Source organism: Roseomonas nitratireducens, from assembly GCF_017813355.1.
GTDB classification, from domain to species: domain Bacteria; phylum Pseudomonadota; class Alphaproteobacteria; order Acetobacterales; family Acetobacteraceae; genus Neoroseomonas; species Neoroseomonas nitratireducens.
In genome coordinates this window covers 1-18,544 of sequence record NZ_JAGIYZ010000014.1, presented here as the reverse complement: position 1 = coordinate 18,544, position 18,544 = coordinate 1, and the positions used below count along the sequence as shown (strand labels likewise).

Annotated in this window: 18 protein-coding genes, 1 tRNA gene and 1 pseudogene; 9 read left to right on the top strand and 11 right to left on the bottom strand. The window is 69.5% G+C overall.

Annotated features, from left to right (window positions below):
* Positions 1-9 precede the first annotated feature (9 nt).
* The 3 genes from J5Y09_RS14920 (at position 10) to J5Y09_RS14910 (ending at position 2,655) form a co-directional block, all read left to right on the top strand.
* A complete protein-coding gene (locus J5Y09_RS14920; protein WP_209352604.1) occupies positions 10-1,707 on the top strand; it encodes a tetratricopeptide repeat protein in 1,698 nt (565 codons plus the stop codon).
* The gene (locus tag J5Y09_RS14915) at positions 1,704-2,561 is read left to right on the top strand and encodes a 4-(cytidine 5'-diphospho)-2-C-methyl-D-erythritol kinase (RefSeq protein ID WP_209352717.1); all 858 of its coding nucleotides are present in this window, start codon (positions 1,704-1,706) and stop codon (positions 2,559-2,561) included. The genes J5Y09_RS14920 and J5Y09_RS14915 overlap by 4 nt, the downstream gene beginning before the upstream one ends.
* A gap of 19 nt (positions 2,562-2,580) precedes the next feature.
* A tRNA-Gln gene (locus tag J5Y09_RS14910) sits at positions 2,581-2,655 on the top strand.
* A 316-nt stretch (positions 2,656-2,971) separates the two neighbouring features.
* On the opposite strand, the gene J5Y09_RS14905 is transcribed toward J5Y09_RS14910, so the two are convergent.
* Genes J5Y09_RS14905 through J5Y09_RS14895 form a run of 3 tightly spaced genes read right to left on the bottom strand, consistent with a single transcriptional unit; the run spans position 2,972 to position 5,817 of the window.
* Positions 2,972-4,735, bottom strand: coding sequence for a recombinase family protein (locus J5Y09_RS14905; protein WP_245217149.1), 1,764 nt, complete (start codon positions 4,733-4,735; stop codon positions 2,972-2,974).
* On the bottom strand, positions 4,719-5,210 hold the full coding sequence (locus J5Y09_RS14900; RefSeq protein WP_209352603.1) for a DUF2924 domain-containing protein: 492 nt from the start codon (positions 5,208-5,210) through the stop codon (positions 4,719-4,721). Before J5Y09_RS14900 ends, J5Y09_RS14905 begins: the two co-directional genes overlap by 17 nt.
* 10 nt (positions 5,211-5,220) lie before the next feature.
* A complete protein-coding gene (locus tag J5Y09_RS14895; protein ID WP_245217148.1) occupies positions 5,221-5,817 on the bottom strand; it encodes a DUF3489 domain-containing protein in 597 nt (198 codons plus the stop codon).
* Positions 5,818-6,503: 686 nt separating this feature from the next.
* Between J5Y09_RS14895 and J5Y09_RS14890 the strand changes: the two genes are divergently transcribed.
* The 6 genes from J5Y09_RS14890 (at position 6,504) to J5Y09_RS14865 (ending at position 14,336) form a co-directional block, all read left to right on the top strand.
* Positions 6,504-7,049: a hypothetical protein gene (locus J5Y09_RS14890; protein ID WP_209352602.1), complete on the top strand. Its 546-nt coding sequence runs from the start codon at positions 6,504-6,506 to the stop codon at positions 7,047-7,049.
* Positions 7,050-7,151: 102 nt separating this feature from the next.
* A complete protein-coding gene (rsgA, locus tag J5Y09_RS14885) occupies positions 7,152-8,225 on the top strand; it encodes a ribosome small subunit-dependent GTPase A (protein ID WP_209352601.1) in 1,074 nt (357 codons plus the stop codon).
* 469 nt (positions 8,226-8,694) lie between these two features.
* Positions 8,695-11,703: an AfsR/SARP family transcriptional regulator gene (locus J5Y09_RS14880; RefSeq protein ID WP_209352600.1), complete on the top strand. Its 3,009-nt coding sequence runs from the start codon at positions 8,695-8,697 to the stop codon at positions 11,701-11,703.
* A gap of 76 nt (positions 11,704-11,779) precedes the next feature.
* A complete protein-coding gene (locus tag J5Y09_RS14875) occupies positions 11,780-12,403 on the top strand; it encodes a LysE family transporter (RefSeq protein WP_209352599.1) in 624 nt (207 codons plus the stop codon).
* A 161-nt stretch (positions 12,404-12,564) separates the two neighbouring features.
* Entirely contained in the window at positions 12,565-13,494 is a 930-nt protein-coding gene (locus J5Y09_RS14870) for a tripartite tricarboxylate transporter substrate-binding protein (protein ID WP_209352598.1), read from the top strand.
* Complete coding sequence (locus J5Y09_RS14865) at positions 13,494-14,336, top strand: class I SAM-dependent methyltransferase (RefSeq protein WP_209352597.1); 843 nt, start codon at positions 13,494-13,496, stop codon at positions 14,334-14,336. Before J5Y09_RS14870 ends, J5Y09_RS14865 begins: the two co-directional genes overlap by 1 nt.
* Positions 14,337-14,403: 67 nt before the next feature.
* Here J5Y09_RS14865 and J5Y09_RS14860 read toward each other — a convergent pair whose 3' ends face one another.
* From J5Y09_RS14860 to J5Y09_RS14825, 8 genes and pseudogenes are all read right to left on the bottom strand, one after another.
* On the bottom strand, positions 14,404-14,622 hold the full coding sequence (locus J5Y09_RS14860) for a hypothetical protein (RefSeq protein WP_209352596.1): 219 nt from the start codon (positions 14,620-14,622) through the stop codon (positions 14,404-14,406).
* 80 nt (positions 14,623-14,702) lie between these two features.
* The gene (locus J5Y09_RS14855) at positions 14,703-14,900 is read right to left on the bottom strand and encodes a hypothetical protein (RefSeq protein WP_209352595.1); all 198 of its coding nucleotides are present in this window, start codon (positions 14,898-14,900) and stop codon (positions 14,703-14,705) included.
* A gap of 59 nt (positions 14,901-14,959) precedes the next feature.
* Complete coding sequence (locus J5Y09_RS14850) at positions 14,960-15,109, bottom strand: hypothetical protein (protein ID WP_209352594.1); 150 nt, start codon at positions 15,107-15,109, stop codon at positions 14,960-14,962.
* A 241-nt stretch (positions 15,110-15,350) separates the two neighbouring features.
* Positions 15,351-15,824: a glutathione peroxidase gene (locus J5Y09_RS14845; RefSeq protein ID WP_209352593.1), complete on the bottom strand. Its 474-nt coding sequence runs from the start codon at positions 15,822-15,824 to the stop codon at positions 15,351-15,353.
* Positions 15,811-16,746: a class I SAM-dependent methyltransferase gene (locus J5Y09_RS14840; RefSeq protein ID WP_209352592.1), complete on the bottom strand. Its 936-nt coding sequence runs from the start codon at positions 16,744-16,746 to the stop codon at positions 15,811-15,813. Before J5Y09_RS14840 ends, J5Y09_RS14845 begins: the two co-directional genes overlap by 14 nt.
* A 126-nt stretch (positions 16,747-16,872) precedes the next feature.
* Entirely contained in the window at positions 16,873-17,178 is a 306-nt protein-coding gene (locus tag J5Y09_RS14835; protein WP_209352591.1) for an antibiotic biosynthesis monooxygenase family protein, read from the bottom strand.
* Between the two features lie 75 nt (positions 17,179-17,253).
* Positions 17,254-17,637, bottom strand: a complete 384-nt coding sequence (locus J5Y09_RS14830; RefSeq protein WP_209352590.1) for a PAS domain-containing protein — start codon at positions 17,635-17,637, stop codon at positions 17,254-17,256.
* Between the two features lie 801 nt (positions 17,638-18,438).
* A pseudogene (locus J5Y09_RS14825) lies at positions 18,439-18,544 on the bottom strand (IS5/IS1182 family transposase); the annotation flags it as partial.

The window sequence follows — 18,544 nt, the reverse complement described above, 5'->3', positions numbered from 1 at the left end:
GATGACTTCATGAGCCGACCCTTCGCGCCGCGCCGACTTGCCTTCCTTGCCGTTGCCCTGCTCGGCGCCTGCGCCGCGGCCGAGGGAACGCCCGACCATGCGGGCTTCGCCCCTTCGCCCAGCAATGCCTTCGGCGCCTACCTGGCCGGACGCTTCGCGACATCCGAAACCGACACGCGCGTGGCCGCCGATGCCATGCTCGCCGTGCTGCGCGCCGACCCCGACCAGCCGGAGGTGATCCAGCGCGCCTTCATCGCGACGCTGCTCGACGGCCGGCCGGAAGCCGTGCGGCTGGCGCGGCGGCTGCCCGACAATCCGCTGGCCGCGATGCTGATCGCCGGCACGGATGCGCAGGCCGGGCGCTGGGACCGGGCCGAGACGCGCATCCGCGCCCTCCCGCGCCAGGGTGCCGCCCAGTTGCTGCAGCCGCTGCTGCTTGCCTGGACGCTGCACGGCAAGGGGCAGACCGATCCGGCGCTCGCCCTGCTGCGGCCGCTCGCCGAAAGCGGCCGGCTGCGGGCGCTCTATGCCATGCACGCGGCGCTGATCGCCGACCTCGCCGGCCGGTCGCGCGAAGCCGAGCGCTTTGTTCGCATCGCCATCGGCGACGGCACGCCGCCGACGCTGCGGCTGGTGCAGATCTCCGGCGGCATCCTTGCCCGCGGCGGCAAGGAGGAGGAGGCGCAGCGCCTGCTCGAGATGCTCGGCCGCGGGCAGGACGAGCTGATGCTGCCCGCCGGCGCCGCCGCGCGGCGGGACTTCTTCGCGACGCGGCCCGTCGCCTCCCCGGTCGAGGGCATGGCCGAGGCGCATCTCGCCCTGGCAGGCGCGCTGCGCGGGCAGGGGGCGGCGGAATTCTCGCTGGCGCTCACGCGCCTGTCGCTGCGGCTGCGGCCGGGCTTCGCGCCCGCCATCCTCCTGGCCGCCGACGCGCTGCTCGATGAACGGCAATACGCCGCGGCGCTCGCGATGCTGGACCAGGTGCCGGCCGACGATCCCCTTGCCGCCACGGCCGGGCTGCGGCGCGCCACCGTGCTCGACCGGATGGACCGGGTGGAGGAGGCGGCGGCCCAGCTGCGCCGCATCGCCGAGGCCCGCCCGGCCGCCCCGCAGCCGCATATGCGCCTGGGCGACCTGTACCGTGCCCGCAGCCGCTGGGAAGAAGCGGTCGCCGCCTATGACGAGGCCCTGCGCCGCATCGCGACCCCCGCCCCGGCGCAATGGCCGCTGTTCTACAGCCGCGGCATCGCGCTGGAGCGCGCCGGCCGCTGGCCGCAGGCCGAGGCGGATTTCCGCCGCGCGCTCGAGCTGAGCCCCGAGCAGCCCTATGTGCTCAACTACCTGGGCTACACCTGGGTCGAGCGCGGCGAGAACCTCGTCGAGGCGCGACGGATGCTGGAGCGCGCCGTGGCGCTCCGCCCGCAGGACGGCAACATCGCCGACAGCCTGGGATGGGCGCTGTTCAAGCTGAACGACCTGCCGGGCGCGATCCGCTGGCTGGAACGCGCGGTCGAACTCGAACCGCGCAGCAGCGTCATCAACGACCACCTGGGCGACGCCTATTGGGCGGCGGGCCGGCGGCGCGAAGCGCAGTTCCAGTGGCGCCGCGCGCTCGCCCTCGGGCCCGAGGGCGACGAGGGGCCGAAGATCGAAGCGAAGCTGCGCGACGGCCTGCCGCAGAACCCGGTCGCGGAGAACCGCCGCTGAGCGCCTGGGCTGCCGAGGCCGCCCCGGCCAAGGTCAACCTTCACCTGCACGTCACCGGCCGGCGGCCGGACGGATACCATCTGCTCGACAGCCTGGTGGTCTTCGCCGGGGTGGGCGACGTGGTGCGGGCCCGCGCGGGGGAGGGATTCGCCGTGGCGGGGCCAGAGGCGGGCGCGCTGGCGGCCGAGGGCGACAACCTTGTCCTGCGCGCCGCCCGCGCGCTGGCTCAGGCCGCGGGCGTGTCCGCGCCGGTCGGCCTTGCGCTCGACAAGCACCTGCCGGTCGCATCCGGGATCGGCGGCGGCAGCGCGGATGCCGCCGCGGCGCTGCGGCTGCTGAATCGCCTGTGGGGGCTGGGCTGGCCGGAGGAAAGGCTGGCCGCGCTCGCCCTGCCGCTCGGCGCCGATGTGCCGGCCTGCGTCGCGAGCCGCCCCTGCCGGATGGGCGGCATCGGGGAGGCATTGGCGCCGGCCCCGCGCCTGCCGGCCTTCGGCCTGGTGCTGGTCAATCCGCGCGTCGCGCTGGCGACGCCCGCGGTATTCCGCGCGCGCGACGGCGATTTCTCCGCACCCGCCGCGCTGCCGGCCGGCTGGGCCGATGCCGCGGCGTTGGCGCGGGACCTGGGCGCGCTGCGCAACGACCTGGAGGCGCCGGCGATCGGGCTGTGCCCGCCGGTGGCCGAGGTGCTGGACGCGCTTCGCGCCCTGCCGGGCTGCCTGCTGGCGCGCATGAGCGGGTCCGGCGCGACCTGCTTCGGCCTGTTCGCGCAGGCCGCCGGCGCCGCGGAGGCGGCGGGGCGCCTGCCCGCCGCGTGGTGGCGCTGGGGTGGGGGGCTTCACGCGCCACCCGGCTGAGGGCTATGAGGCGCGCGGATGGGGCGTCGCCAAGCGGTAAGGCAGCGGTTTTTGGTACCGCCATTCCCAGGTTCGAATCCTGGCGCCCCAACCATGCAGTCGGCATGTCGCAGACGATTTCCGGGTCCGCGACCCTGGCCCGCGAATGCCCCGCCTTTCCGGCCAGACACGCAAGGGCCTCCGGCGAATCGTACCTGAGAGACGCGGGCCCGGCGGGTTCACCGGGCCGAATGCCGGTTCTGTCTCTCCTGGCCATTTCGGCATGTACGGATGGGGTCGGACGCCCCGGTCCGCGAAGCTGCGTAAGGCCACGGACCCTCGCTGGCTCTGGGCGTTTTGGAGGTGCTTGGCGGGCAGTGAACGCAGGTGAGATGCTTCCCGAGCCGCGGCAGCCCCTGCACGACCCCCGCTTAGACGAACCCGAGCGCCTTGCGCTGGTCTTGCCAGTCGGTGGGTATCCGGGTGTCCTGCATCAGCCGCGATGCCGTCAGGTTCGCGGGCTGGCAGCCACCGAGGATCGCTTCGACGATGTCAGGCGCCAGCCAGGCCAGACGAACCAGCCGCGTCGCATAGGATTGCGAGATGCCCTGCTCCGCCGCGACCGCCGTCAGGCTCGGCGCGGTACTCGACACCAACGCCTCTCGCAGCGCCAAGGCCTTGGCGATCAAACGGACCAGCGACGGGTCTGACCGATCCGCGGCAACTGTCGATCCCACCAGCAGCGCCATCTCACGGCCGGCGCGCCGGAGGGCCACCGGCTCCGTCAGGGTTATGCACGGGAGACGCCGATCATCTCTGTGCGCGTGACCATGTTGGCTGCCGCTGCCGCTGACCGCGACACGGGCAGGGGTTTGGCTCTTGCTGGTGAGAACGGCGAGCAGTCCGTGCGGCACGAGGTCGATGGCGATCTCATGCCGCTGCACGGTGATTTCGGCGCCGAGGGCCAACAGGATCGCCCGCTGCGCCGCGTGGTCCTGCTGCTGCCAACGTCGCGCTATCGTGTCTGCAGCCTCGAGGATACTGCGCTGCCGCGCCGCTTCCTGTGGCAGCGCCCCAACGGATCGCATCACGCTCAGCACCTCCGACCCATCGGAGAGGAGGCGGGCGATCCGCCCGACAACCACCCGCTCCAGCGCCGCCGCCGGCACCCGCAGCGCCTCGGCATGATCTTCTCGCGTGCCGGTCACCAAGCCGTTCGAGACATAGTAGCGATAGCGCCGCCCACCCTTGTTCGCATGGGTCGGGATCATCGGCTCACCAGTGGCGTCCGTGACCATCCCCGCCAACAGGCTCGGGTGGCTCGCATTGCCACCCAGGCGCCGATCAGCCCGGCTCTCGGCTAAGCCACGCTGCACCGCGTCCCACAGTTCGGCATCGACGATCGCCTCGTGCTCGCCGGGATAGACGTTGCCGCGATGGGCGACCTCGCCCCGGTAGACCCGGTTCTGCAGCAGATGGAACACGGCGCCACGGGCGAGGGGACGGCCGCCCTTGCCCGTGATGCCCTTCTCGACGAGGTGCTGCTGGACGAGCCGCACCGTGCCCAGGTCGAGGTAGGCCCGGTAGATCGACCGGACGCGCTCCGCCTCGGCCAGGTGGATCATCAGCTTGCGGTCCTTCACCTCGTAGCCGAGGGGGACAGATCCCCCCATCCACATCCCCTTGCGCTTGGACGCGGCGATCTTGTCGCGGATCCGCTCGCCGGTGACCTCCCTCTCGAACTGCGCAAAGGACAGCAGCATGTTCAACGTCAGCCGGCCCATGCTGGTGGTCGTGTTGAACTGCTGGGTGACCGAGACGAAGGACGCGCCATGGCCATCGAGCACCTCGACGATCTTGGCGAAGTCCGAAAGCGAGCGAGTCAGGCGGTCGACCTTGTAGACGACCACCAGGTCGAGCCGGCCTGAGGCGACATCGGCGAGCAGGCGCTGCAGCGCCGGGCGGTTCATGCTGCCACCGGACAGGCCGCCATCGTCGTAGCGGGTGGGGAGCAGGGACCAGCCTTCGTGCCGCTGGCTGCGGATGTAGGCCTCGCAGGCCTCCCGTTGGGCATCGAGGGAGTTGAACTCCTGCTCCAGCCCCTCCTCGGAGGACTTCCGCGTGTAGATGGCGCAGCGCAGGCCGGCCTTGGCGGCGGGCTGGCCCGAGCCCCGGCGGCTACGCATCGCGCGCATCGTCAGCCTGCCGGCCGGAAGGCCTCGCCCCAGCGGTCGCCCCGCCCCGCCGGAGGCCGAAGAACCTCGGCCCGGACCAGTGGACGCCGGTGATGTGGCGGGCGACCTGCGAGAGGGAGGCAAACCGCTGCCCCGCCATCTCGAAGCCCTCCTCGAGGGCCAGCACGGTGTAAGTCCTGCCGTGCCACTCCCGCAGCAGGGTCGAGCCGGGCTTGAGGCGCGGCGTTGATGTCCGCGCCTGCGGTGCCCTGGAAGAGGCGCCGCAGGCCAAGTCGGCCAGGCGGCGTCGGGCCTCGGCGCTGAGGCCGCTGTGTTGGTCTGCCTGCTGGCGATAGGCGATATCCCGCTGCAGGAAGTCCAAGCTCAGCGCGGCCGGCGCCGGCCTGCCGTGCAGGCGCTCCCATGCCTGCCGCAGCGCTGCGGCAGGCGATTCACCCTCGGGCAGGCCGGAACCCGCCTTGCGTGGCCTGGGCATTCGCCCCTCGTCAGCCCGCCGAGTTGAGGCGATAGGCCTTGCGGCCGTCTTGCTCGATGAGCGCCACGTCGTAGCCGCGCTTGCGCAGGCCGGTAACCGCGGCGCGGGCGGTGTGCGGCAGCCAGCCGGTCAGCGTGGTGATCTCGGCGAGCGTTGCACCCGCCTCGGCGGAGATCACCTGCAGCACCTCGCCCAGTTTGCCGGTCGGACGCCGAGGCGGAGCATCCTGGCCACCCTGCTCAGAGTTGGACTCGTCGACCGCGGCAGCGTCGCTGCCCGCCGAACTCACGGCCTCGTTGCTATCGGCATCAGTATCCGCCGGCTCCGCCGCCGCCTCAGCAGGGGCACCTGCAGCGGCGAGGCCGGCGGCGGTCATGCGGAGGCCATGGTGGTGGCCGGCGGCATCGGTTCGCCAGGCGATGCTCGCATCGTCGACGGGCACCTCTGCGACGAGCTGCAACTTGAGTAGGGCGCCGAGCAGGTTGCGCTGGGCGCTCCCGCGGGCGCGGACCATTGGCGGCAGGGGGAGGACCATATGGTCGGGCCGCTGCGCGGCGGTGGTGAGGATCAGAAGCTGGGCGACGGTGAGGGTCTTGGTGGTGGACATCGGATGGCTCCTTGCCGAGACGCCGCCGCATGCGGCGCTCGCACCACCCGAAGCCCGGGACTTGCCGGGTTTGCCCTCGCGGGCTCCCTCTCCCGCGGCGCGTCAGCACCAATGCTTCCCGTCGCCGGGAAGTCGAGCGGAATGTGCAGGTGCACCTCCGACGCGCTGGCGGGGGCAGCGTGGACCATTCTCGTCGACGGCAGGACGCCGCGTTTAACCCCGTACCCCCCCGCCACAAGTTCAAATCGGGGACACGCAACCGACGATGCCAATGCATGACAGTGACCATCTGATGCCGGCTCTCGGCCGGCCATCGCGGCTTGGGGGCTACAGTTCGAATCCCCTCCCCTGCTCCATTCGTCTCTCTCACAACCGGTCTCTTCTGGTCAGATGACCGCGCTGAGGCGCAGGTTTGGCCGGGGCTTGCGCGCGGACCTTGATGGTTCGAATGCGCAACAAGCGCCGAATTTCGGCCGGAGAGAACAGAGAGTCTCCGAACCTTGAGGGTAGGGCGACTTTTCCCTCAAGCTTAAGCCGTTGAATTGCGCTATTGTTTGTCGAGCCCTGGTGCCAAAAGTTAGTAAGTCGATCGCTCCTGCAATCGCGCTGTTTTGCGAAATGTCGATCGACCACCAAGCTTCTCTGCGGCGCCGAAGTGCCGCTTTACCTCGCCATACTGGACGTCCATGGACGACATCGACCGCGTCTTCGCCCGCTTCAAAGACGACAAGCCAGAGCCGACGAACCGCCGCGAAACGCTGAACATCCCACGTCGCAACGGGGCCGGCGGCAGCCGGACAGTGGAAGTCGTGCACGTGCGATCCGGCACGGCGAGCAGAGATCGCCCGCAACGCATGGACCCACAGCTCCGCGCCGCATCCTGGGACGAAGGCTTTTCGGCACAGCGGCCGGTTGCGACGCCCGCGCCATCTGCGCCTCCCGCCGCCCCAGCAACAAGGCCCAAGACGCATGTGATGCCTGCCTGGGAACCTGCGGCGGCCAAGGAGGCATCCTCGGCTCCTGCGTCGGAAAAGGCGGCAGTAGCGCCCGATGCCACCGCGCGCCGCGGCCGAGGGCGGCCGCGCAAGGAGGTCCGTGCGACCCCGCCCGCAAGGCACGTGGCTGATCCGTTTAACCCCTCCGACGACGGCGCGAACTGCATGCGCTGCGGCTATGCGATCGAACCGACGCGCGAAAAGCGCGGACTGCTGACTTGCTCAGAGTGCGGGTAGATCGGGCGGGCACTCCCGCGTTTGTCTGATCGGGGTCGACCCAGGGCGCGGCTCACCGCCCGGTCGGTGCTAGACTGCCCATCCCACGTGAAAGTGCCGCGTTTGATCGAACAATATGGCTGGTCCGATGCGCTGCGGCTGGCATTCGAGCCGCATGCGCGAGCTGGCTACATCCCTGGGCGTATCATCGTCCAGCAGCGGCTGGCGAACCTGGTGGCCACGGATGTCGGCACGTTGAGCGCCAAGCTCTCCGGACGCATGCGTCACGAGGCTCGGGAGGCGGGCCACCCGGCTGCCGGCGACTGGGTGGCTCTGTCGGCGAATGACGGCGAGGGGACAGCCACCATCCACGCCGTCCTGCCTCGCCGCACGGCCTTCGTGCGTCGGGCAGCCGACAGCGTGCAGACACTGCAGGTCATCGCCGCCAACATCGACGTCGTTTTGGTGGTCACCTCGATGAACGCCGACCTCAATCCGCGGCGGCTTGAGCGCTTTCTCGCGGCTGCCTGGCAGAGCGGTGCGCGGCCCGTCGTGATACTGACCAAGGCCGACCTGTGCGAGCAACCCGAGGCCCAGGCCGCGGAGATCGCCACCCTGGCAGCTGGATGCCCGGTGCTGATCGTTTCCGTGCGCCAGGGCCTCGGCCTGGGCGGCCTGATGGATCACGTCAAGCAGGGCGAGACCTGTGTGCTGATCGGCTCATCGGGCGTCGGCAAGTCGACCCTGGTGAATGCCCTGCTGGGCGAGGAGCGGATGGCGACCCGGGACATCCGCGCGGCAGATGCCCGGGGACGTCACACGACCAGCCATCGTCAACTCGTGCTGCTGCCTGGCGGAGGGCTGCTCCTGGACACGCCTGGCATACGCGAAGTGGGCCTGGTCGATGCGGATGAGGGTCTTAGCACAGTCTTCGACGACATAGAGCAGCTGGCCCAGAATTGCCGGTTTCGCGACTGCGGGCACGATACAGAACCGGGCTGCGCCGTGCGCAGCGCGCTGGAGGCGGGCCTCCTCGATGCCGACCGCTGGACGCATTTCCAGAAGCTGAGTCGGGAAATGGCGACGTCGGGGCTGACGAAAGACCGAATGCTGCAGGAGGCCGATCGCCGTCGCATGGCCGCGCAGCAGAAAGCGTATCAATCGACGAAGAAAGATCTGCGAGATTCGGTCTCCTAAACACCGTTGGCAATTGAGGCGCACATCCTCCGACAGGACCACGGGCATCATCCTGCTGCGGACCCGCTGAGCCACCGGGCGCCGGGTGGCAGCCGCCTCAGCCCCGATCGAGGAAGACAGGCCGCGCGTCCCGCGCATCGCGGCGCGGCGCACCGCCTCCCCGGCCCCCGCATCCTGACCGACCGCCGTCGATCTTGCCGGCGCATCCGCCGCGTGCGAGCGCCGATAGGCCCAACGCCTTGGCCGATCACTCGCCTTGATCACAGCGAGAGCCGGTTCCCAGCGTCCCGCGAGCGGCCTTGGCGCGGACCAGTCGGCCCATGCCAGCGAGATGCACCGGGGAGCCCCAGCGATGAAGCGTTGAGCCGGGTCGGCATTATCGATCGGCTTCTGCGTCGAGGGTTTCAGCAACGGCCCTGTTCTTTGCTACCATTCATACGAAGGAGCTGCTGGGAGACGGAACGGGCCGATGGAATTTGGCGGTAGCGGGTCTCCGGAACGCCGCGCCTCGGCCGCGCTCGGGAAGCTATCGCCGCCGCGTCTGGGGCGCGCCTTCGACCGGGGGCGCCTCTTTGACGCGCTCGATGCCTTGTTGGACTATCCCGGCGTCTGGATCGCTGCTCAGCCCGGAGCGGGCAAGACAACGCTGGTCGCGACTTGGCTAAGGGCGCGCGGTCGGCGAACGCTGTGGTTCCAGGTGGACGCGGCAGATGCCGATCCGCCAACCTTTGTGGCCTCGCTCGATCGGCTGGCGGGCATGGCGGCGGCCTTGCCTCTCGACCTTCCCGCCTTTGGCACGGACGACCTCTCCGATCTGTCCGGCAGCCTGAGCCGCCGACTGCGCCTGCTGCTCGACAGCCTGCCCTCCGAATGGACACTCGTCCTCGACAACCACCAGGAGTTGCCGGGCGACCACCCTCTGCACCAGGCGATTGCACGCGCCCTCGGCGAGCTACCGCCCAGCGTCCAGTGGATCTTCGTTAGCCGCGAGCCGCCGCCGCCGGATTATGCGCTGGCGCTCGCGCGCCAGCACCTCGCCATCGTCGACGCCGACGCGCTCCGTTTCGATGAGGCGGAGACGCATGAGCTAGTACGTCTGCACGGCCGGTCGGAGGCCATGGCCCCGGCGCTCGCGGCCGCCGAGGGCTGGGCCGCCGGGCTGACGCTGATGCTGCTCGGCTCGCCCGCTGACGCAGCACTGCCAGCGCCCGGGGCGCGCCAGCGTCTCTTCGACTTCCTCGCGGGCGAGGTGCTGCGCCGCATGAGCGATGAGGAACAGCGCGCACTTGCGGCCATCGCCTACCTGCCGAGTGCGACAGCCGACCTCGCGCGCCGGGTCAGCGGCCATGCCGACGCTCCGGCACTGCTGGAGCGCCTCGCAGCATCGAGCCTGTTCACCGACCGGCGCGATGGCCCTGAGCCTAGCTACACCTTCCACGCCCTGTTCAGTGAGGTGCTGCGCCGCCGCTTCGAGGAGACGGCCGCGCCGGAGGAAGTGGCGGCGTTGCGCCGGCATGCGGCCTCCATGCTGCTCGAGACCGGCGCGGCGGATGCCGCGCTCGGTCTCCTCGCCGAGGCCGGCGCCTGGGCCGAGGCCGAGGCGGCGCTACGCGACGCCGCGCCGCGCTACGTCTCGGAGGGGCGTACCGGCGCGCTGCTGCGCCTGATCGAGGCGCTGCCGCCGGAATCGCGCGAACGGCTCGCCTATTGGCATGGGCTCTGCCTTCTGGACCTGGCCCCCACGGACGCACTGCCTCGCCTCGTTCTCGCCCATGATGCCGCAGAGGCGGCGGGCGATGGCGCGGCGGCGCTGGCCGCCGCCGCAGGGGCGGCAAATGCGCTCATTTCTCTGGGGCGGCTGCCGGAGCTCGACCGATGGATAGCGTCGCTAACTCGCCACGCCGCGCTGGCGGCGACGCCAGGTGACGACGCGGCGGAGATGCGCCTGGTCCCCGGCCTGCTCGCCGCGGTCGTCTACCACGCGCCCTGGCACGAACTGGCCGAGCCCCTCGCGGACCGCGCCGAGCGGCTGCTGCACCTCGACGCGGCGCTCGGCCAGCGCCTGCTGGTCGGCTCGCTCGCCTTCCACCTGCTCTGGCGCGGCCATGTGGACCGGCTCGACCGCGTGCTGCGGCGCATCGACACGCTTGCCGCGCAGGGCCGAAACGCGCCGGTGACGGCGATGCGCTGGCTCGGCGTCAGTGTCTGGGTCAAGGCGCTGCTCGGCCGCAACGCCGAGGCGCTCGCCGATGCCGGGCAGGCCCTGGCGCTGGTCGAGGCAGAGCCTTCGCTCGCGGGCCAGCGCGCGGCGGCGGAGAACATGGCGGTCATCGCCGCCCTCGGCGCGGTCGATGCCACGCGGGCACGGCGGCATCAGGACCTCGCCGCCGCCGCGCTGAGCCCCGACAATGCGCCCGACCGCACCGCGTTCGAGCATCATCGCGGCATGCTGGCGCTGCTGGAGGACGACCGGCCCACCGCGCTGCGTCTGATGCGGGCCGCTGTGGCGACGGCCCGCAGCAGCGGCTTCCGCATGCGCGAGCACATCGCCCTGATCGCCAATGCCCTCGCCGCGGCGCATGCCGATGCGCATGACGAGGCGCGCGAGCGCCTGGCCGAGGTCTTCGCTCATCCGTTCCACGCGATCTGTCGATGGCACCATTGGGTGGCCGGCTGCGTCGCGGCCTATGCGGCGCTGCGTCGCGGTGACGTGCCGGAAGCGCTCGATCATCTTTGCCCCACCTACAGCGTCGCGCGCGAGTGCGGGTTCCGCCACGGGCCAATGCTGTTCTGTTGCGGCGACATGATGGCCCGGCTCGCGGCACTGGCGCTCGAGCACGGCGTGGAGCCTGAGGTGGCGCGCGAGGTGGTGCTGCGCAACGACCTGATGGCGCCGCCAGAGGCCGGCGCAGCCTGGCCCTGGGCGCTGCGCATCCGCGCTCTCGGTCCGTTTGAGATCGAGCGTACGGATGCCCCGCTGCCCTCCTCCCGCAAGGAAAGCCGGCGACTGCTCGAGCTGCTAAGACTTCTTGCGGCACATGGCTCGGCCCCACTAGCGCAGGAACGCGTGGCGGATGCGCTCTGGCCCGATTCGGATGGCGACGCGGCGCGCAACGCGCTTGACAACGCGCTGCACCGGCTCCGGAAGATGCTCGGCGGCGACGATCGCGTCCTGCTGCGCCAGGGGGCGCTGCAGCTCAACCCGCAGCGCTGCTGGACCGATGTCGGGGCGCTGGAGGGGTTACTCGTTCGGCTCGAGACCTGCCCGACTGGAGAGATCGCCGGACATGGTGACGCGATCCGGGCGCTCTACCGGGCCCCGCTGCTGCCCGACGAGGCCGTGCCGCTCGTCATGGAGCGCCGGGCGATGCTGCTTCGGCGCGTCCAGCGCGGGCTCGGCCTTGCCGCCGACCGGCTCACCCGGGCCGGCCTCGGCGAAGCCGCGGCGCGGCTGCGCGAACCGCTACCCGGTCTCTAAGACCGCCCCTGCCATCTCTCTGCCCGCGCCGCGGCGGGCCCTCCCGCCCGGCCAGGAGCGACGAGGGAGATCGGTCATGGAGATCTGGGCAGGCATGGCGGGGCAGGTCCTGGCAGGCTACGCGCTGGTCGTGATGACACCAGGGCCGAACGTGCTCCTGGTGGCGGACGCGGCCGCGCGGCATGGCATGCGGGCGGCGCTGCCGCGGTGCGGGGCGAATGCGCTCGCGGTTGGCCTGATCGCCGGCGTGGCGCAACTGGCCTCGGGAGCCCTGCCGCGCTCCGGCCCGGCACTCGACGTCTTCGCGCTGGCGAGCGGTGTCCTGCTGCTCCTCGCGGCGCTCAGGATCGCGCGGTCCCGGCCTGGGCAGCGCCAAGGCGGTCTCGGCGCCAGCTTTCTGACAAGCTTTCGCACGGCCGTCCTCAATCCTGTGACGATCGCTTATTTCGCGACAGCCTTCACTGGCCCGCTCGTCGGTACCGGATTGGGCGCCGGCTGGGTGGTCGCCGCGGGGGCCGCGGCGCTGTCCCTCTGCGTTTGCCTTGGCTGGGCGCTCCTGCTCGGGCGACCGGCGGTGCAGCGCGCGGTGGCCACGCGCCAGACGCAGTTCCGCCTCGGCACCGCAGTGCTGCTGGCCGCTGCGGCAGCCTCCACCCTGGCCGGGGCCGCCAACGGAATCGCCCAGGCGGCGGCCTTCTGACCTTGGGGAGGCCAATCGCTACCCCATCGCTAAGACTGGTGCGCACAGGCTGGTCGAGTTGGCGGCCTCCATGCCGCCTGCCGGGAAGGAGTCGCAGGATGTCGATCACAAGGCTGTCGCGACGCGAATGGATGCGCGCGACAGGCGCGGCTTCGCTGACGTTGGTCGGGCTGCCGCGCGGCGGCCTGGCCCAGGGCGCGCCGGCGAGAGTCCTCACGGGCGCCTCCCCGGGCAGCATCCCGGACGTCATTGCGCGCCGTTACGCGGAGCAGATCGCGGCCCAACTCGGCCGACCGGTCGTGGTCGAGAATCGCGCCGGCGCAGCGGGCAGGGTCGCCGTCGGCGCGCTCAGGCAGGCGCCAGCCGATGGCTCGACCCTGCTGCTCGCTGCCGGCGCGGTCGCCAGCATCTACCCCTTTCTGTTCCGGGAGCTTGGCTACGAGCCCGACGCCGATCTCAGGCCTGTCTCGATCGCCGCCGAGGCGACCCTCGGCCTCGCGGTCGGGCCGGCGGTTCCGGGCACGGTGCGCGACCTGATCGGCCTGTGCGACTGGGGGCGCGCCAATGCATCGGCCGCCAACTTCGGCTCGCCGGGCGTCGGAAGCCTGCCGCATCTGCTGCCCGCAAAGCTCTTCGCCGAGGCGGGCGTGGAGGCAACGCACGTGCCCTATCCCGGTGGCCCGCCGGCGGTGGCGGACCTGCTGGCCGGGCGAATCGCCGTGCTCGCCTTGCCCGAGGGGCTTCTGCGCGAGCACCACGCCGCCGGCCGCGTGCGCGTGCTTGCGACGTCCGGTCCCGGGCGCAGCGCCTTCCTGCCGGAGGTGCCGAGCGCGGCCGAGCAAGGCTTTCCTGGCCTCGTCATGGGCGAATGGTTCGGGTTTTTTCTGCCGGGCGGTGCGTCGCCCGCCCTGGCGGAGAGCACGGCGGAGGCGATCCGCGAGGCTGAGGCAAAGCCGGCGCTGCGCGCTGCCTTCGCCACCATGGCGATGGTGCCGGCCGCCGGCACACCCGCAGCGATGACGGCGCGGATCGCGCAGGAGAGGCCGGCCTGGCAGGCCTTCCTCGCCGCCAGCGGCATCCGCGCCGACTGATGGCCGCCGTTGTGCAGGACGCCGCCAAGGCCTGGGACCGGGCTGCCGCCGGCTGGGACCGCAACACGACCCTGATCCGTGCTTGGCTGGCGGAGGCGAACGAGGCGATGCTCGACGCCGCGCGGATCGGACCCGGGATGCGTGTGCTGGACGTCGCGGCCGGCGCCGGCGACCAGACCATCGACATCGCCGGGCGCGTCGGGCCCACGGGTGCGGTGCTGGCCACCGATGTCGCGCCGGCCATGGTGGCGCTGGCTGAGAACAACCTGCGTCGTGCGGGCCTACACTGGACGGAGGCGCGGATTGCCGACGCCGAAGCGCTGGATATGGACGGCGCTGGCTTCGATGCGGCGATCTGCCGCCTCGGCCTCATGCTCTCCCAGCGGCCACTCCTCGCATTGCAGGGCATCCTCCGTGCGTTGGCACCGGGGAAACGCTTCGCGGCATTGGTATTTTCGCATGCCGAAGCCAATCCGTGCATCGCCATCACAAGCCGCATCGCCCGGACCTATGCCGGCCTGCCTTCGGACCACCAGCCACCGCCGGGATCGCTGCTGAGCCTCGGCGAGCACGGGCTCGTGTCGGACCTGCTCGCCAGAGCCGGCTTCCAGGGCGTGTCGGTCCGATCGCTGACGGCACCTTTCCGCGTGCCAAGCTGCGGGGAGTACCTCGACTTCGTTCGCTGTGCAGGCTCGCCGATCATGAACCTGTTACGGCCGCTTTCGCCCAAAATCCAGGAGCGGGCTTGGGACGAGATGGCGCGCGAGCTTGATCAGTTCACGACGCCTCTCGGGTGGGCGGGACCGAACGAACTCCTGCTCTGCGCGGGGGAGCGCCCTTGACTTTTTCACCCGCAGCGACCGCTTCCCGCCCATTTAAGTCAGCCGAGCCAAAAGGAATGCGCCCCGACTATGTCGTAAGCGCCTCGCGCTGCTGGCGCCACGGTGCCGGAAAGGGTTCAAGCAGTCGCGGCAAGGTAAGGTTCGCCGATCCGCGACCGTCCAAGACGCCCTCAACAGTTTCCGGCGCAAGCAGCGTCAACCTCAGCAGGCTGCCCAGATAGCCGCGCTCGATCTTCTCCGCCGCCGCCATCTCGGTGATCGACGCGTAGTTCCCCTCGTCCAGCAAGCGAAGGTCGCGATCATCTTGTTGCTTTCTGCGGACCGGGAGATCGATCGAGACGCGCCCCCGAACGCTGGCTCGACATGCTACGGGCGGCGCAGGAGGTCGATCTCGATGATCCGCAGACCGTCGGGGGGATGAATGCGATGGTCGGGGCGCGGGCAGGAGACCCGGCGCGCGCTGGCGCCGCTAAACGCCAACACGTCGCTGTAGCCGCCGCCAGCCCTGAGAGCTGCGACCAGGGCAGCACGGATGGCACCACTGGCGCCGATGATCACCGCCAAACCTTGGCCAATCATCGCCGCGCGGGAGGTCAGCTAAGACGGAAATAGGGGAACGCTGGTCAAGCAACGTCCGAAGCGCCGCCTGGAGGCATGCGCCGCCTGCTGGCATCAACCGCTAAATCGCCGCGCATGCGCTGTGCCAGGACGTGGCCGGATAACACCAGCAGCGTGAGTAGCGCGCCGGCAAAGCTCGCAAACAGGGTGGTCATAGGGAGTGTCCTTCTTGTTGCACCGCGCCGCTGTCGAGGCTTGATGATGTCCGGCGTCTGTCACCGCGGTACATCTGTGACCAGCGCTGGCGGATGCAATCGCAGGCCAGCCATGCGTCTTTAGCGCGATGGTTCATGAACCATGCACCGATCTGCTAAATCGTCAGCTCAACGCTGATGGCGAAATCGGCAGGCGCCTCGGCCGACACTGTCGGGGGGTGTTGGGGCGATGTCCTCGCCGTCACACCAACGCCGCAACATCACGCGAGAGCCCTTCCGGCGTGGTCGTGGGCGCGAAGCGGGCGCGAACAACACCTGCCTTGTCGACAAGGGATTTTATGAAGTTCCACTTGATGCCGCTACCCAGTAGCCCGCCCTGTTGCTGCTTCAACCAGACATACAAAGGATGCGCGCGCGGCCCATTGACCTCGATCTTGGAGAAGACCGGGAAGGTCACGCCATAGTTGCGGTCGCAGAAGGCGGCGATCTCCTGGTCGGACCCAGGCTCCTGATGGCCGAACTGGTCGCAGGGGAAAGCCAGCACCGCGAAGCCGCGTGGCGCATATTGCTCGTGCAGCGCCTGGAGCCCTTTGTACTGGGACGTGAAGCCGCATTTCGACGCCACATTGACGATTAGCAGCGCCTGGCCGCGATACACCGCGAGGCTCTGCTCCTCGCCCGTGACTAGCGTGGCGGTATGGTCATAAAGCGCCATCGCGCACGCCCTTTCCTGTCGGTTTGCGCGCGGTTGCCAACACGTAGTCGAAGGCGCTGTAGACCGTCCGTGCATCGAGGTTTAGCAGCAGCCGATAAGGCAACCGGCCGGCCATCGGTAGTCTGGCGAACAGTGCAGGGTCCTCAGCCAGCGCGCGGTGCCAACCGGGGAAGACATGCTCTCCAATTGGCGTCACATCCACCGCCGCGAAGCCGGCAACGCGTAGCTTCGCGGCATAAGGCGCTCGCTGGTCGGCATTGGCCGCGGGCACATCGAACTTCTGCGCGAACTGGGACCACGTAAAATCCTGCACCCGCCGGCGCAGCGCCGCGGGTTCGGGCGCCGCACGAATCACGTCGGCCAGTACCAGCCGCCCACCCGGCCGCAGCACGCGTAAGGCCTCGGCGAGGAAATCGGCGCGGGTGTGGAAATGGAAGGCGCATTCCACGGCGGTCACAATGTCACAGCATGCATCCGGCAGCGACATCGCGGTGGCGGAGCCTTCGGTGAGCGTGATGCGATCCGCCATGCCCCGACGCTGCACACGCTGGCGGGCCAGGCGCACCTGCATCGGTGTCACGTTCAGGCCGGTGATGTGGCGTGGCGCGAAGTGCTCCATCCACAGCATGTCCTGGTCGGCAAAGCCGAAGCCGACGTCCACCACATCGTCATCGGGTCCCATTCCCGCCGCCTCGGCGACCAGCATTGCGAGGGCGGCGCGGGCTTCGTCGATGGTCCGTGCAGACTTCCAATAGCCGAGGTTGAGGTAGAGACCGTTCTCGGTGAAGGCGCGTGTCGCAAGCAAGCCGTAGAGTTCGCGCGCGGCCAAGCGTTGGAAGGGCGTGAAGGCCCAGGCGGCAAAGCGGGTCGCGTCCCCCAGGCGTGCCAAGGGTCGCTTGGTGGCAATGGCCGAATGCTGCATGGCGAGCGCCTATCCCGAGACGTGTCGGAGATGGGCGCGGCGGACGCGGAAATAACCCTCCGGCGACGTTTGAGGGCGTGCTACTCGCGGATGATGCGGTACAGCCCTGGCACGAACCGCAAGCTCTCAGGTGGCGCTACCCGAAACTTCCTGCTGCATGCGCGCACTCGCGGGCTGGAAGGCCTGGGGACTCTCCCATTCAGCCACGTTGATCAACTGGAAGCGCGCATTCGGCGCGATGGGTTGGTGCAGGCGTGTGCGGATGAAGCCCGGCTGGGTCGCGAGAAAGGCGCGCGAAGCCTCCCAATACGTAATCGCCTCGGGCAGCTTGCCTTCTGGCACTTCGAAGACGTTGATCAGGGTGACCGGCTGCGCCATCGCGGGCATCGAAGCGAGCATTCCGGCAGGCGCCAAGCTGGCGAGACGAATCATCGGGTTGCGTCCTTCTCGGTGGGCAAGGCGCGGCGGCCAAGCTCCATTTGGGCCTGCCCTGATCATGCTATCGGATTAGACGGGGTTCTGCGCTCCGGCGAAAAACATCAAATGGCCCTGCGGATCGTAAATCGGTCTAATTCGAAGCCGGTTCACAAACGCGGACCCATCCTTGCGATAGTTGAGGATGTCGATCGTGAAGCGGGTTTGTGCGCGCAGGGCGTGGCGGATCGCCTCGATGGCATGCGGGCTTGTGTCGGGTCCCTGCAGGAAGCGACAGTTTTTCCCGACGGCCTCGGCAGAGGCGTATCCCGTTTGTCTCTCGAACTCATCGCTGACAAAGATCATGGGGTTGTCTGGCAACGAGGGATCCGAGAACACGACACTCATCTCTGCCTCGTCCCGTTCGAGAAGGGCTCGCAACTGAGCGAGATCGAGAGCTGATTTCTTCGAGGACATGGTGTTTCCAATAAAGGCAGCTGTTCTGCTGACGTCAGGTTGGCTGCTTCGTTCGAATGATGAACGGCAAAGCCACCCCAAATAGCGTCTCCGTACAACAGCACAAAACGCGGTCAACCGTAAGATGATTGTCTTTGTGTGTCAGGGCATCAGAACCCAAAGAGGACGCCATCTCCGCGCATGCGCTCGCCCCGTGAGTTCATCCCTGCGCAGTCAGCAACCCAAGCCGCATGTCCGGTTTGATGGGGGCAACTCCACGAACGCAGCCCCCGGGACGGGCGACGAGTATCGGCGATGCACAGGCGGGACGTGGCTACCCGGCAGTCCCGAATCGACGACACGCACTATCGTACTTCCTCGCGCGCCGCCTCTCTGCGCTTTCCTGAAGCGTATTCAATTTTCCCTGTTATCCCACTCAGGGAATTCGACCGGGAAGGTGAGGCTTTCTGCTGGGTTCGGCATGGCTGTTCGCCCCAGGATGGTCGCTGGACCCGCAAATTCCCTGTTCTTTCCCGGCGGATCAGGGAAATCAGGGCCTCCGGATGGTCGAGACCGGTTCGCCGGAGACTGGGCGCACAACCACGCATTCGCGGTGTCGCAGACACTTCGGCGGTCCGCGCGGCCGTGTGCCGGGCGCCTCGCCTTCCCTGCCCCCCATTCGAAATATTGCCTCAGGAAGCCTGCTGGGCCCTGGCTCGCCTCGCAAGGCACCACAGCCCGTTCAGGCGTGTACCGTTGCTGCCTGATGCCCGTGCCGTTCGAAGAACAGCGCCCCGGCGCCACCCTAGGTCGTGTGGACAGTTACCTGAGCCATAGGATGGTGGCGGCGAGTGTGACGACGGCGAGGTAGTTGCGGGCGGTCTTCTCGAAGCGTGTTGCGACGCGGCGGAACTGCTTGAGCTTGGAG

Bases quoted from the DNA above. Each gene is read 5' to 3' on its own strand.
- J5Y09_RS14920 (WP_209352604.1), top strand. From the start codon at position 10: ATGAGCCGACCCTTCGCGCCGCGCCGACTTGCCTTCCTTGCCGTTGCC.
- J5Y09_RS14905 (WP_245217149.1), bottom strand. From the start codon at position 4,735: ATGCGCGCGATGCGTAGCCGCCGGGGCTCGGGCCAGCCCGCCGCCAAG.
- J5Y09_RS14900 (WP_209352603.1), bottom strand. From the start codon at position 5,210: ATGCCCAGGCCACGCAAGGCGGGTTCCGGCCTGCCCGAGGGTGAATCG.
- J5Y09_RS14895 (WP_245217148.1), bottom strand. From the start codon at position 5,817: ATGTCCACCACCAAGACCCTCACCGTCGCCCAGCTTCTGATCCTCACC.
- J5Y09_RS14890 (WP_209352602.1), top strand. From the start codon at position 6,504: ATGGACGACATCGACCGCGTCTTCGCCCGCTTCAAAGACGACAAGCCA.
- J5Y09_RS14880 (WP_209352600.1), top strand. From the start codon at position 8,695: ATGGAATTTGGCGGTAGCGGGTCTCCGGAACGCCGCGCCTCGGCCGCG.
- J5Y09_RS14875 (WP_209352599.1), top strand. From the start codon at position 11,780: ATGGAGATCTGGGCAGGCATGGCGGGGCAGGTCCTGGCAGGCTACGCG.
- J5Y09_RS14865 (WP_209352597.1), top strand. From the start codon at position 13,494: ATGGCCGCCGTTGTGCAGGACGCCGCCAAGGCCTGGGACCGGGCTGCC.
- J5Y09_RS14850 (WP_209352594.1), bottom strand. From the start codon at position 15,109: ATGACCACCCTGTTTGCGAGCTTTGCCGGCGCGCTACTCACGCTGCTG.
- J5Y09_RS14845 (WP_209352593.1), bottom strand. From the start codon at position 15,824: ATGGCGCTTTATGACCATACCGCCACGCTAGTCACGGGCGAGGAGCAG.
- J5Y09_RS14840 (WP_209352592.1), bottom strand. From the start codon at position 16,746: ATGCAGCATTCGGCCATTGCCACCAAGCGACCCTTGGCACGCCTGGGG.
- J5Y09_RS14835 (WP_209352591.1), bottom strand. From the start codon at position 17,178: ATGATTCGTCTCGCCAGCTTGGCGCCTGCCGGAATGCTCGCTTCGATG.
- J5Y09_RS14830 (WP_209352590.1), bottom strand. From the start codon at position 17,637: ATGTCCTCGAAGAAATCAGCTCTCGATCTCGCTCAGTTGCGAGCCCTT.